This is a genomic window from Streptomyces sp. NBC_00289 (genome assembly GCF_041435115.1).
GTDB lineage: Bacteria > Actinomycetota > Actinomycetes > Streptomycetales > Streptomycetaceae > Streptomyces.
This window is the reverse complement of the sequence record NZ_CP108046.1, coordinates 5,629,259-5,642,843: the sequence shown is the minus strand read 5'-3', so window position 1 is coordinate 5,642,843 and position 13,585 is coordinate 5,629,259. Positions and strand designations below refer to the sequence as shown.

Genomic DNA, 13,585 nt, shown 5'->3' with positions numbered 1-13,585 from the left:
CCGCCCGGTCCGCACGCCCGGACGTGACCTGGTCACCGTGCGTACCGTTGCACCGCGCACCCCACTCGCCCCAGTGCAGCAGACGAAGGTCTCGTTCGGAGACGACGTGGACCTCACCGACACCGTGGTCGGCCTCACCCTCAGAACCGGCGGGTTTCCAAGCGACTGAGACCCCGGAGGCCTACGCCACCGCCGCCATCTCCTCCCGCTCGCGCGGCACGAACGTGACGCGTGGGTGACCGTGGTTCCAGCCCACCGACAGCCGCAGGTTGCCCACCCGGGCCAGGACCAGGCCGATCGTGACGGCCGCGACGGCGGCGATGGCGCCGCCCACCGCCAGGCCCGCCCGGACGCCGTACGCGTCCGTGATCCAGCCGGCGATCGGCGCGCCCACCGGTGAACCGCCGAGGAAGACCATCATGTACAGGGCCATGACGCGGCCCCGCATGGCCGGGTCGGTGGTCATCTGGATGCTGGTGTTCGCGGTGACGTTGACGGTCATGCCGAACATCCCGATCGGGGCCATGAGCAGGGCGAACAGCCACAGCGAGGGGGCGGTCGCGGCCACCAGCTCCATCGCGCCGAAGGCCACCGCCGCCGCGATCAGCACCCGCATCCGGGTGGTGCCGCGTCGGGCCGCCAGCAGGGCGCCCACGAGGGAGCCGATCGCCATCAGCGTGTTGAACAGGCTGTAGGAGCCCGCGCCGGCCCGGAAGACGTCGTTCGCGAAGGCGGACAGGTAGACGGGGAAGTTGAAGCCGAAGGTGCCGATGAACCCGACCAGGACGATGGTCCAGATCAGGTCGGGGCGGCCGGCGACGTAGTGCAGGCCCTCCCGCAGCTGGCCCTTGGCGCGCGGCGCGCGCTCGACGAGGTGCAGTTCACGTGCGCGCATCAGCAGCAGTCCCGCGATGGGCGCGACGAAGGACAGTCCGTTGGCGAGGAACGCGTAGCCGGTGCCCACGCCGGTGATCATCAGGCCGGCGACGGCCGGGCCGACCAGGCGGGCCGACTGGAAGTTCGCGGAGTTCAGGCTGACCGCGTTCTGGAGCTGGCCCGGGCCGACGAGTTCGGAGACGAAGGACTGGCGGGCCGGGTTGTCGACGACCGTGGCGAGGCCGACGGCGAAGGCGGCGAGGTAGACGTGCCAGACCTGGACGTGCCCGGAGAGGGTGAGGACGGCGAGCGCGATCGCGGTGAAGGCCATCGCCACCTGGGTGACGAGCAGCGTGGGGCGCTTGCGCAGCCGGTCGACCAGGACACCGCCGTAGAGGCCGAACAGGAGCATCGGCAGGAACTGCAGAGCCGTGGTGACGCCGACGGCCGTGGAGGAGCCGGTGAGGCTGAGGACCAGCCAGTCCTGGGCGATGCGCTGCATCCAGGTGCCGATGTTGGAGACGACCTGGCCCATGAAGAACAGGCGGTAGTTCCTGATCCTGAGGGAACTGAACATCGACAGCTTGCGGCCGGTGCCGGCGGGATCGGGAGCGGGCGGGGAGTTGTGGGTGGTCGGTGCGGGGGCGGAGTCTGCTCCGGGTCCCGAACTCAAAAGGGTCGCCTCCTCGTGGGTGCCGCTGTGGCGTGCGAGCGCTGCTTACAGGTGTGCGAGTTTCTCCAGGACGGGGGCGGCGGCGCGGATCTTCGCCCACTCGTCCTCGTCGAGGCCGTCGACCAGGGTGGCCAGGAAGGCGTTCCGCTTGGCGCGGCTCTCCGCGAGCATGGCCTCGGCCTGCTCGGTCTTCGTGACGACCTTCTGGCGCCGGTCCTCGGGATGCGGCTCCAGACGGACCAGCCCCTTGGCTTCGAGCAGTGCCACGATGCGGGTCATCGACGGCGGCTGTACGTGCTCCTTGCGGGCGAGTTCACCTGGTGTGGCCTGGCCGCAGAGGGAGAGGGTGCCCAGTACCGACATCTCGGTGGGGCTCAGCGACTCGTCGACCCGTTGGTGCTTGAGCCGACGGGACAGCCGCATCACGGCGGAGCGGAGGGAGTTCACGGCGGCAGCGTCGTCGCCATGGGTGAGGTCCGGCATCTCCTTAGCGTAACTCATTACTCTCGCTAAACAAGCCGGGGCGCGCCACACTTCCCGTGACCCCCGCCACTGAACCCGATCATCACTCGAACGAGTGAGTTCGTGGCGGAAAGTGAACGCCACCGGGAGCGCGCCAGCGACCCTCGTGTTCATGGGGACCAGTGTGCTCAGCCTGCGGATGGACGAGGAGCTGCTCGAGCGGCTCCGGGACCATGCGGCGAAAAGGGGAATGAGCGTCCAGGACTACGTGGTCGGGACGCTCATTCGTGACGACTTCGACGCGCGGTTCCAGGCCGCCGTCGAGGAGACGGAGAAGTTCTACGGGGTGACGTGAGCGCGCGCGACACGTCACCCCCGCCGATCAGGTCAGGCCCAGCGCCGGCATCAGGTAGTAGAAGGTGAACACCGCCGAGACGACGTACATCGCGGCCGGGATCTCCCTGGCCCGGCCGGCCGCGAGGCGCAGCACGACGAAGGTGATGAAGCCCATGCCGATGCCGTTGGTGATCGAGTAGGTGAACGGCATCATCACCATCGTGATGAAGGCCGGGATCGCGATCGTGTGGTCGGCCCAGTCGATCTCCTTCACCGAGCCGGCCAGGATCAGGTAGCCGACCGCGAGCAGGGCCGGGGTGGCCGCCTGGGACGGGACCATGGTGGCGACCGGGGTCAGGAACAGCGCGACGGCGAACAGACCGCCGGTGACGACGTTCGCGAGGCCGGTGCGGGCTCCCTCACCGACGCCGGCCGTGGACTCCACGAAGGCGGTGGTGGCCGAGGAGGAACTGGCCCCGCCGGCGGCGACCGCGAGGCCGTCGACGAAGAGCACCTTGTTGATGCCGGGCATCTGGCCCTGCGCGTCGGTCAGCTTCGCCTCGTCGCTGACGCCCATGATCGTGCCCATCGCGTCGAAGAAGCACGACAGCAGGACCGTGAAGACGAAGAGGACGCCGGTCAGCACGCCGACCTTGCCGAAGCCGCCGAACAGGCTGACCTTGCCGACGAGGCCGAAGTCGGGGGTGGCGACGGGGTTGCCGGGCCACTCGGGGGTGGTGAGGCCCCAGGAGGGGATCGTGGCGACGGCGTCGATGACCAGCGCGAGGACGGTCATGGTGACGATCGAGATGAGGATCGCGCCGGACACCTTGCGGGTGATCAGGGCCAGCGTGAGCAGGACGCCCAGGACGAAGACGAGGACCGGCCAGCCGTTGAGGTGACCGTCGGCACCGAGCTGGAGCGGGACGGTGGTGTGGGCGGCGTCCGGGATGCGCGAGACGAAGCCGGAGTCGACCAGGCCGATCAGCATGATGAACAGGCCGATCCCGATGGAGATGGCCTTGCGCAGTCCGAAGGGCACGGCGTTCATGACGCGCTCACGCAGCCCGGTGGCGACGAGCAGCATGACGACGAGACCGGCCAGGACGACCATGCCCATGGCGTCCGGCCAGGACATCCGGGGCGCCAGCTGGAGGGCGACGACGGAGTTCACGCCGAGTCCGGCGGCGAGCGCGATCGGCACGTTGCCGACGACGCCCATGAGGAGCGTGGTGAAGGCCGCGGTCAAGGCGGTGGCGGTGACCAGCTGGCCGTTGTCGAGCTGGTGCCCGTACATGTCCTTCGCGCTGCCGAGGATGATCGGGTTCAGCACGATGATGTAGGCCATCGCGAAGAAGGTGGCGAGGCCGCCACGGATCTCCCGGGGCAGCGTGCTGCCGCGCTCGGAGATCTTGAAGTAACGGTCGAGGGCGCCGTGGGTGGGCGCCTGTCCCGGCTGCTGGGGCGCGGGAACCTTGGCGGGGGCCGAGGTGGGCATGCGGATCCTCATCACCAGCGGTTTCCCCCAGGCACCGTTGGAGTTTCATACGAACAGAAGTGGTCAGAAGCAAACCGTTTCAGTATGAACATATGAGGCAGCAATCGCCATCTCCGCGCGTAGATGTGATCGCCTCGTAAGCTGTGCCCATGGCCGCGTTCTTCTCGGGTTTCTCGGAACCCCCCCAGCACGAGGCACCGGAGCCCCTTGAGGGCCCGGTGGTCGCCACCGTCACCGGCGGCACGATCATCTGGTTCGCCCTCTTCCTGATCCAGCTCCCCTTCTACGGCTGGTTCGACGACCACGGCCACACCTGGTGGATCTGGACCTGCCTGGCCGGCGGTGGACTCGGACTCATCGGCATCTGGTACGTCCGCAGGCGGGACGCGGCGATCAGGCGCGACGCGGCGGCCAGGAACGCGGCGGAGCCGGACGGCCCCGGGGCTTCCGCCGCGCGGTGACCGGCCCCCTACGACCACAGCACCAGCCCGCCCCCTCTCTCTCATCCCCAGGTCGGATCTTCCGCCTACTCGGCGGGTGAAGCCGTAAATCCGCACGTACCGTCGAATCCATGACGCACATCCACGCGCGTGCCGGACTCGACCCGGTGCACCCTGCCTTCGTCCGGGCGGCGGCGACCGGGCTGACCGCCGCCGAGGTCGCCGAGCGGGTCGCGCGGGGGCAGGTCAACGACGTGCCGGTGCGCAGCAGCCGCTCCCTGGGCGAGATCGTCCGGGCGAACGTCTTCACCCGGTTCAACGCGATCATCGGCGTGCTCTGGCTGGTCATGCTGTTCGTCGCGCCGGTCCAGGACAGCCTCTTCGGCTACGTGATCCTCGCCAACACCGGCATCGGCATCGTCCAGGAGTGGCGGGCGAAGAAGACCCTCGACTCGCTCGCCGTGATCGGCGAGGCCCGGCCGACCGTACGGCGGGACGGCGTCGCCGCCCGGGTCGGGACGTCGGAGATCGTGCTCGGCGACCTGATCGAGATCGGGCCCGGGGACAAGGCCGTCGTGGACGGGGTGTGCGCCGAGGCCGACGGACTGGAGATCGACGAGTCGCTGCTCACCGGCGAGGCCGATCCCGTCGTCAAACGCCCCGGTGACCAGGTCATGTCCGGGAGCTTCGTGGTCGCGGGCGGCGGCGCGTTCGAGGCGACGAAGGTCGGGCGCGAGGCCTACGCCGCCCAGCTCGCCGAGGAGGCCTCCCGCTTCACCCTCGTCCACTCCGAGCTGCGCACCGGCATCTCCACGATCCTCAAGTACGTGACGTGGATGATGATCCCGACCGCGATCGGCCTCGTCATCAGCCAGCTCGTGGTCAAGCAGCACGGCTTCAAGGACTCGGTCGCCCGTACCGTCGGCGGCATCGTGCCCATGGTCCCCGAGGGGCTGGTCCTGCTCACCTCGGTCGCCTTCGCCATCGGAGTCATCCGGCTCGGCCGCAAACAGTGCCTCGTACAGGAACTGCCCGCCATCGAGGGGCTCGCCCGCGTCGACACCGTCTGCCTCGACAAGACGGGCACCCTCACCGAGGGCGGCATGGACGTGACCGAGCTGCGGCCCCTCCAGGGCGCCGACGAGACGTACGTACGCAAGGTCCTCGGCGCCCTCGGGGAGTCCGACCCCCGGCCCAACGCCTCCCTCCAGGCCGTCATCGACGCCTACCCGGACGCCGAGGACTGGCGCAGCACCGAGTCCCTGCCCTTCTCCTCCGCCCGCAAGTACAGCGGCGCCACCGTCAGCGAGGGCGACGGCGAGTCCGGCACCTGGCTGCTCGGGGCCCCCGACGTCCTCCTGGACCCCGACGACGACGCCGACGCGAGCGCCCTCGCCGAGACCGAGCGGCTCAACGAACAGGGGCTGCGGGTCCTGCTGCTCGCCCGGGCGGCCCACGACCTCGGCCACTCCGAGGTGGCCCGGGGCGCCGAGCCGGTCGCCCTCGTCGTCCTGGAACAGCGCCTGCGGCCGGACGCGGCCGACACCCTGCGCTACTTCGCCGACCAGGACGTCCACGCCAAGGTCATCTCCGGGGACAACGCGGTCTCCGTGGGCGCGGTGGCCGGAAAGCTCGGGCTCACCGGCGGTGTCGTCGACGCGCGCCGGCTGCCCGACGACCAGGAGGCGATGGCGCGGGCCCTCGACGAGGGCACGGTGTTCGGGCGGGTCGCCCCGCAGCAGAAGCGGGACATGGTGGGCGCCCTCCAGTCGCGCGGCCACACGGTCGCGATGACGGGCGACGGCGTGAACGACGTACTCGCCCTCAAGGACGCCGACATAGGGGTCGCCATGGGCTCGGGGTCCGAGGCGACCCGGGCCGTCGCACAGATCGTGCTGCTGAACAACAGCTTCGCGACGCTTCCCTCGGTGGTCGCGGAGGGCCGGCGGGTCATCGGCAACATCACCCGGGTGGCGACCCTGTTCCTGGTGAAGACCGTCTACTCGGTGCTGCTGGCCGTCCTGGTGGCGTGCTGGCGGGTCGAGTACCCGTTCCTGCCCCGCCACCTGACCCTGCTGTCGACCCTCACCATCGGCATCCCGGCGTTCTTCCTCGCCCTCGCCCCCAACAAGGAACGGGCGAAGCCCCACTTCGTACGGCGGGTCATGCGGTACTCGCTGCCCGGCGGCGTGGTGGCCGGAACGGCGACCTTCGTGACGTACCTGATCGCCCGCCACCACTACAGCGGAACCGGCGCGCTGGACGCCGAGACCAGCGCGGCCACCCTGACGCTCTTTCTGATCTCGATGTGGGTCCTGGCGATCATCGCCCGCCCCTACACCTGGTGGCGGATCGTCCTGGTGGCCTCGATGGGCGCGTCGTTCGTGGTGGTCCTGATGGTGCCGTGGCTCCAGCACTTCTTCGCACTGAAGCTGGTCGGCGTCACGATGCCGTGGATCGCGGTCGGCGTCTCGGCGGTGGCGGCGGTCGCCCTGGAACTCCTGTGGAGGTGGGTCGACCGCCGCGTCCCCGCCTAGGCGATACGGCGGTTCGCCGTCGTGACTACTGCACGTCGACGTAGTCGCCGGTGGCGTTGACCGGCGCGGTGGTCGCGCTGCCGGCGAAGACGAACCGGTAGTAGCCGTCGACCGTCGCGGTGGTCGTGGTCTTCAGCGTGCCGGTCGAGGACGACTTGATGCCCTTGACGTCGGTGTACGTGGTGGTGCCCGCCTTGCGGAACTGCAGCACGACCGGCTGGGTCGAGTAGCCCGCGTACCTGTTGGTGTCCCAGTTGGCGCGCGTCAGCTTGCCGGTGACCGTGAGGGTCCTGCCCTTCTTCACGGGCTCCGGGGCGGCGTCGACGGTGAGCTTGGCGGTGCGCAGGACCTTGACGCTGCCGAGGTCGCCCTGGACCTTCGTGTCGCCGGCCTTGGTGACGGCCAGGCCGCCGGCGTGCCAGGTGCCTGCCTCGGTGCTGGAGAGGTCTCCGTCACCCGCGTAGATCTTGATGGCGGCCGAGCAGGCGAGGACGGTCGTCGAGGCGGCGGTGCAGGTGCCCGGGTCCTCGCTGATGATGACGTTGTCCGGGGACTGCACGGAGGAACCCTTGTAGATGAGCGGGCCGTTGGCGAAGTTGTCGGGGCTGGTGTCCAGTCCCGCGGCGTGCGTCACGGTGTACGTCACCGGGACGCTGACCGTGCTGGTGGCACCGACGACGATGGGCTTGCCCTTGTTGACCTTCATGTCGGAGAAGGTCACGTCGAGCGTCGCGGCGGCGGACACGCCGTCGGCGGCGGTGGCGCTGAACGCGGCCTTGCCGGAGGGGGCGTCGGCGGCCTGAGCGGCCGGCACGGCGAAGCCGGAGAGGACCAGGGCGCCGGAGACGGCGGCCACGGTGGTGCGTATACGCATGGTGCGTTCCCCAGGGGGAGAAGTGAGGTGGAGCCTGTTGGCTCCGGGGGTGAGATCCGTGAAGTGCGGGGTGGGTTGTGCGGACGGGGACGGATTTTGTCCCGGCATACGCAACGTTTGGCCGGCCCATGACGATCAGGCCACCGCCGGCCCGGGCAGCTCCCGGACCGGCGGTGAACGGTGTGGTGAGAGGTCCTGAACGACAGGTGAGGCGGCGGCTACTGAACATCGACGAAGTCACCCGTGGCGCTGACGGCCGGGGTCGTCGAGGTGCCCGCGAAGCTGTAGCGGAAGTAGCCGTCGGTGGACGCCGTGACGGTGGTGGCCAGGTTGCCCGTGGAGTTCGACGTGACGGTCTTCAGCGTGGTGTAGGTGCTCGTCCCCGCCTTGCGGAACTGCAGCTTCACCGGCTGGTTGGTGTAGCCGTGGTACTTGTTGTCGTCCCAGTTGGCACGGGACAGCTTGCCCACGACGGTGATGGTCCTGCCCTTCATCACCGGCTCCGGTGACGCGTTGACCGTCAGCTTGGAGTAGCGCTGGAGCAGGGTGGTGCCGAGACCGTTCTGCTGGGTGACGCCCTCGGTGCTGTAGCGGACGGCCACCGCGCCGGCCGACCAGGTGCCGGCCTGGGTGCTGGTCAGCTCGCCCTCGTCCGGGTAGATGTCGATGTCGCCCTTGCAGTTGGCGGTGGTCGACGAGGTCGCGGTGCAGGTCGCCGGGTCGTCGCCGAGCAGGGCGTCGGCCAGGTCGGTGTCCGAGCCCTTGTACAGGTAGGGGCCGTTGGCGAAGTCGCTGGAGGTGATGTCGACGTCGGCGCCGTGGGTCAGCGTGTAGGTGACCGTGGTCGCGACCCGGTTGGTGGTCCCGACCTTGATCGCCGTGGCGACCTTGAGGTTGGAGAAGGTGACGTCCGGGTCCGACGCGGTGGTGGCGGCGCTGAACGCGCTGTCGCCGGAGTCGGAGTGCGCCTGGGACAGCTTCACGACGTCCGCCCGGAAGGACGAGGCGGAGTCGGCGGCCTGCGAGGCCGGCGCGGCGAAGGCGGAGAGAGCCAGGGCGCCGGTGACGGCGGCAACGGTCGTACGTATGCGCATTTTGCGTTCCCCAGGGGGAGAAGTGATGGAGCCTGTTGGCTCACGGGTGGAGACCTGGGGCGGATGGGACAGGTTGTGCGGCTGATACGGATTTTGTCCGGGCATGCACAACCTTGGCGTCTTCATGACGAAAGCGCCGCCGGCCCGGGACACTTCCCGGGCCGGCGGCGCACAGTGGTGCTGGGGAACCGCTACCTCACGTCGACGAAGTCACCCGCGGCGCTGACCGCCGGGGTCGTCGAGGTGCCCGCGAAGCTGTAGCGGAAGTAGCCGTCGGCGGTGGCCTTGACCGTCGTGCTCAGGTTGCCCGTCGAGTTCGACGTGATGGTCTTCAGCGTGGTGTAGGTGCTGGTCCCCTTCTTGCGGAACTGCAGCTTGACCGGCTGGTTGGTGTACCCCGCGTACTTGTGGGTCTCCCAGTTGGCACGGGACAGCTTGCCCGTGACCGTGATCGTCTTGCCCTTCGTCACCGGCTCCGGCGAGGCGTTGACCGTCAGCTTCGAGTTGCGCTGGACCAGGGTCTTGCCGAGGTCGCCCTGCACGGCGGTGTCGTCGGTGCTGTAGATGACGGCCAGGCCGCCACCCTTCCAGCTGCCGGCGTCGGAGTTGAACAGCATCCCGTCCTCACCGGGGTAGACGTCGATCAGGCCCTTGCAGCTGGCGGTGGTCGCCGACGTGGCGGTGCAGGAGGCGGGAGCGTCACCGAACAGCGCGTTGTCCGGGCCTTCGGCGTCGTCGAGCGAGCCCTTGTAGATGAACGGCCCGTTGTCGAAGTCGTCGGAGTGGATGTCCAGGTCGGCGCCGTGGGTCAGCGTGTAGGTGACCGTGGTGGAGACGTGGTTGGTGGTACCGACCTTGACCGCCTTGGCGATCTTGAAGTTCGAGAAACTGACGTCCAGGTCCGCGGCCGTGGTGGCGCCGAACGCGGCCCGGCCGGAGGCGGCGTGCCCGAGTGCGGCTGCGGCCTCCGCGCGGTAGGAGGAGCCGTCGACGGCCTGGGCGGCCGGCACCGCGAAGGCGGAGAGGGCCAGGGCGCCGGTGACGGCGGCCACGGTGACACGTATGCGCATGCATTTCCCCCGGTGGAGAAAAAGGGCCCCGGCAGCAGTCGTTCCGTACGGCTCGTCGTCACTCGGGGCCACATCTTGGTGGAACCTGTTGGCTCGTGTGATCAGATCCGTGACGGAAGCGAATGGTTGTACGGATCGTGCAGGTGTTGTGTGCGAACTCGCCTCCGCCGGGCCGACCGCGAGAACAGAGCCCTGGGTGGGCGGGCCGCTGCGCGGACTCCTACGTCTCGGCTTCAGTCGAACCAGCGGTCCCGCGCCAGTTCTCCCGTCCTCGACGGGTCCTCCAGGAGGGCTGCGACCTCGAAGCGGCGGGGCCATTGGCCCGCTGCCCAGGCGAGGCCGGCGGACACGCCCTCCAGGGTGGCGGCGTGCAGGACGCCGTCCGGGGTGAGGCGCCAGTCCAGTTCGACGCCGTCGACGACGAGTTCCTCGTGTTCGACGTAGGTCGCGGGGGTGCGCGGACCCAGCAGGAGGGCCACCGGCTGCGGGACCTCGTGTTCTGTGCCCTCGGAGTCCACCTGGCCCGTCACGGACTCGCTCAGGCGCCGTACCTGGAACAGTTCGGCCAGTTCGGCGGCGCGGGCCGGGCGCACCGGCAGCAGGGGGACGCCGTCCGTGAAGGGCAGCAGGTCGGGTGAGTCGACGACCACCGCGTCGGCCGCGTCGACGACCTCGACCCGGCCGTCCACGACCGCCCGCAGCTCGTCCGGCAGGGTGACCTGCTCGGGGTCCAGCTCGGCCAGCGCGCCGTAGAGGGCGTGCAGTTGGGCGGGGGTGACCTCGCGGTCGGGGTCGGCCAGGCGGTCAAGGAGTTCGGCGGCGCCGCCGGGTTCGTCGAGCAGCGCGGCCACCGACGTGCGTACGCCCAGCGCCCGCAGGACCTGCTCGTCGTCGAAGCCGGTCGCCTCGGCCTCCTCGTACAGGCCGCGCAGGAGCGGGTCGCCGCCGGCGGCGAGCAGACCGGCCGGGCGGCGGCCGTCGAGCACCGGGTGCCCGCGCAGCCACCACGCGGTGTAGGGCCGTACGACCTCGTGGGTGCCGTCGGACAGCAGGATCCGCACGGGCTGGACGATGGCGTCACGCAACGGGGGGCGGGACAGCAGGGCGAGGGCCTCGGGCCACTTGTCCTCGTCGACGAGGTCCAGGTCGCGCACGGCGACCAGCTCGGTGGCCACCGGCGGGACCGGGGTGTCCGGGAAGCGGTCGAGGACGTCCTCGCTCCACACGTCGACGGCGTCCAGGAGGCCGGCGTCGTCGGGCTCGGCGAAGTTCCCCTCGCGGGGCTCCAGTTCGTCCGGGTCGAGGACGACGTCCGTGGCGCGGACGAGGGCGAAGTTCGCGAGCACCCCGCAGGCGGCCAGCGGCTGTTCGCCCCACCGCTCCGCCAGCTCGCCGTCGACGAGGGCGAGTTCGTCCTCCCGCATGACCTGGGCGAACGGGCTGCCGGGCAGGACCAACTCGCCGGCCGGGGACAGCTCCCCGTCCTCGTCGGGGAGGGCGAGAGCGGCCAGCCACGGCTCGTCGCCGGGCTCCAGGCCCGCGTCCCGGACGAGGGCGAGGACGGTGTCGGCCAACTCCTCGGCGCCGGGCACGTCCTCGTCCCACGCCATCCCGCCCTCGTCGTCCAGGGAGGCGGCCACGGCGGCCCGCACCTGGGGCGTGGTGAGCACGGCGCGGGGCGTCGCGGGCAGCGCGCCCAGCTTCTCCAGGAGCGGGTGGGCGGCGTCCGCGTGGGCGACCTTGAGACCGAGCCGGGCCAGCACCTCCGGATCGGCGCGGTCGTCGGGGGTGGGCAGCAGGACCTGGCGGGGGCCGATCGTCGTACGCCCGTCGGCGAGCGGCACCGGAAGGCCGGACAGCCGGTCCGGGTCGACTCCGGCGAGGCTGTCGTACAGCCGCCGCCACCAGCCGGGTTCCTTCTCCAGGCCGGCCAGCCGGTCCACCGCGTCGGTCAGCGGGACCCGGGCGACGCCCAGGGTCCGCAGCTCGACGCGTCGTTCGAGGCCGCCGGGCAGCAGAGTGGGCAGCACCTCGGCGAGCACGCGCACGGTGTCCGCGCTCGCGCCCTCCACCACCTCGGCGTCACGCGGCCGGAGGGACTCGGGCAGTTCGTCGGCGTCGTCGCCGGCGGGGACGACGGCGGGCGGCAGGAAGGAGGTGCGGGGCAGCCGTTCGAGGATGGCCTGCCGCAGCGCGCCGTCCAGCTCACCCTTGCCCAGCGGGCCCGGCACGAGGCTGATGACGCCCTCGCTCACCGGCCGCCAGTCGGCGAGGAGCCCGGCGTACGCGTCCGCCGCCCGCTGGACCAGGAAGTCGGTCAGCGGGCCGGGCGCCGCGTGCCGGCGCGTGGTGTCCAGCGGGAAGGAGGCGATGAGCAGGGCGGGCACGCCGAGCGCCTCGTCGCTGGGGGTGGGGGCGTGGACGTGCGGGCTGGTGCGGGGGCGGACCGGGGCGCCGTCGGCGTCGACGGGTACGGCCCAGGTGACCGACCAGTGGGGGCGCAGCCGCTCCTCCACCGGGCGGTCGGCCAGCAGCTCCGGCGTGAGCGGCCCGTGCGCGGCGGCGGTGCGCCAGCGTGTCGTGCCGTCCCGGGAGTCCTCCACGACGGTCTCCGCGCCCCGCGTACGGCGACGCAGGGTACGGACCTCGTCGGTCTCGATCACGACCTCCTCCAGGCCGGGAAGGGCGAGGAGGAGGGCGTCGTCCACGGCGTTCAGGAGGCGTTCGGCGAGGTCGGCGGCCGCGGAGTCGCGCAGGGGCAGGATGACGGCCGTGTCGTACGGCTCCGGAGCCGTGCCCTCGGCGGCGAAGGGCAGCCGCAGCAGCGGGACGTGACCCTCGCGCCGGCGGATCTCGCCACCGAGCCCGGGGCTGTGCCGGGCCGTCTCCTCGGCCAGCACCCGCGCCTCGCCGAGGGACCAGCGGACTCCGCCGTGCCGGCCGACGAGTGCGGGCTCGTCGGTGACGGCGAGGACGGCGGCGAACCCGACACCGTACCGGCCCACCGCGCCGACCGCGCCGCCTCCGACGGCCGTGGGGTCGGTGTCGTCGGTGTCGTCGGTCCGGCCGGTGTCCCGCTTGGCGGAGGCGCGGAGCGTGGACAGCGACTCGACGCCGGCCGCGTCGACGGGGGCACCGGTGTTGGCGGCGACGAGGACGCCGTCGCGCAGGGTGAGCCGGAGCCGGCCGGGCACACCCGCCCTGGCGGCCGCGTCGGCGGCGTTCTGGGCGAGCTCGACGACGAGCCGGTCCCGGTAGCCACCGAGGACGAGGTCCTCCTCGGCGTTGGCGTCCTCGCGGAACCGGGCCGGGCTGGTGGCCCAGGCGTCCAGCACGCCGCGGCGCAGACGGGCCGTCCCGAACGGATCGGCACCCTCGGCGGCGGGCCGCACGAACTTGCTCACGTTCACTCTCCTCGTCGGCGTGACGACGAAGGTACCGCGCGCCGGGACCCCCCGGACCCGCCGGAGGGCCGCCCGCGCGTAGCAGACGAGCCCCAGCCGGAATCAACCGCTCCGGCACCTACTCGTCCGGCCCGACACCTACTCGTCCGACCCGGCACCCACTCAGCCACTTCCGGCGCCCACTCAACCGCTCTGGCATCCACTCGACCGGCCCGACACCCACTCAACCGCGCCGGCGTCCACTCGGCCGCTCCGGCACCCACTCAGCCGCGCCGGCGCCCACTCGACCGGCCCGACACCCACTCAACCGCTCCGGCACCC

General features: G+C 71.1%; 10 protein-coding genes. 3 read left to right on the top strand and 7 right to left on the bottom strand.

Annotated features, from left to right (window positions below):
* Positions 1-181: 181 nt before the first annotated feature.
* Positions 182-1,549, bottom strand: coding sequence for an MFS transporter (locus OG985_RS25625; RefSeq protein ID WP_371670677.1), 1,368 nt, complete (start codon positions 1,547-1,549; stop codon positions 182-184).
* A 45-nt stretch (positions 1,550-1,594) separates the two neighbouring features.
* Complete coding sequence (locus OG985_RS25620) at positions 1,595-2,032, bottom strand: MarR family winged helix-turn-helix transcriptional regulator (protein ID WP_371670676.1); 438 nt, start codon at positions 2,030-2,032, stop codon at positions 1,595-1,597.
* Positions 2,033-2,183: 151 nt separating this feature from the next.
* On the opposite strand from OG985_RS25620, the gene OG985_RS25615 reads away from it, so the two are divergent.
* Positions 2,184-2,366: a ribbon-helix-helix protein, CopG family gene (locus OG985_RS25615; RefSeq protein ID WP_371670675.1), complete on the top strand. Its 183-nt coding sequence runs from the start codon at positions 2,184-2,186 to the stop codon at positions 2,364-2,366.
* 27 nt (positions 2,367-2,393) lie between these two features.
* Here OG985_RS25615 and OG985_RS25610 read toward each other — a convergent pair whose 3' ends face one another.
* Complete coding sequence (locus tag OG985_RS25610; protein ID WP_371670674.1) at positions 2,394-3,845, bottom strand: NCS2 family permease; 1,452 nt, start codon at positions 3,843-3,845, stop codon at positions 2,394-2,396.
* 149 nt (positions 3,846-3,994) lie between these two features.
* Between OG985_RS25610 and OG985_RS25605 the strand changes: the two genes are divergently transcribed.
* Positions 3,995-4,306, top strand: a complete 312-nt coding sequence (locus OG985_RS25605; protein ID WP_371670673.1) for a DUF2530 domain-containing protein — start codon at positions 3,995-3,997, stop codon at positions 4,304-4,306.
* A 110-nt stretch (positions 4,307-4,416) separates the two neighbouring features.
* Positions 4,417-6,822: an HAD-IC family P-type ATPase gene (locus tag OG985_RS25600; RefSeq protein ID WP_371670672.1), complete on the top strand. Its 2,406-nt coding sequence runs from the start codon at positions 4,417-4,419 to the stop codon at positions 6,820-6,822.
* Between the two features lie 25 nt (positions 6,823-6,847).
* Here the strand turns inward: OG985_RS25600 and OG985_RS25595 are convergent, their stop codons facing one another.
* The 4 genes from OG985_RS25595 to OG985_RS25580 all read right to left on the bottom strand — a co-directional run bounded on the left by OG985_RS25595 (position 6,848) and on the right by OG985_RS25580 (position 13,264).
* Complete coding sequence (locus OG985_RS25595) at positions 6,848-7,696, bottom strand: hypothetical protein (RefSeq protein ID WP_371670671.1); 849 nt, start codon at positions 7,694-7,696, stop codon at positions 6,848-6,850.
* Positions 7,697-7,914: 218 nt separating this feature from the next.
* The gene (locus OG985_RS25590) at positions 7,915-8,790 is read right to left on the bottom strand and encodes a hypothetical protein (protein ID WP_371670670.1); all 876 of its coding nucleotides are present in this window, start codon (positions 8,788-8,790) and stop codon (positions 7,915-7,917) included.
* Positions 8,791-8,981: 191 nt separating this feature from the next.
* Positions 8,982-9,860, bottom strand: coding sequence for a hypothetical protein (locus OG985_RS25585; RefSeq protein ID WP_371670669.1), 879 nt, complete (start codon positions 9,858-9,860; stop codon positions 8,982-8,984).
* Positions 9,861-10,093: 233 nt separating this feature from the next.
* Positions 10,094-13,264, bottom strand: a complete 3,171-nt coding sequence (locus OG985_RS25580) for a sacsin N-terminal ATP-binding-like domain-containing protein (RefSeq protein WP_371670668.1) — start codon at positions 13,262-13,264, stop codon at positions 10,094-10,096.
* Between the last annotated feature and the right edge of the window lie 321 nt (positions 13,265-13,585).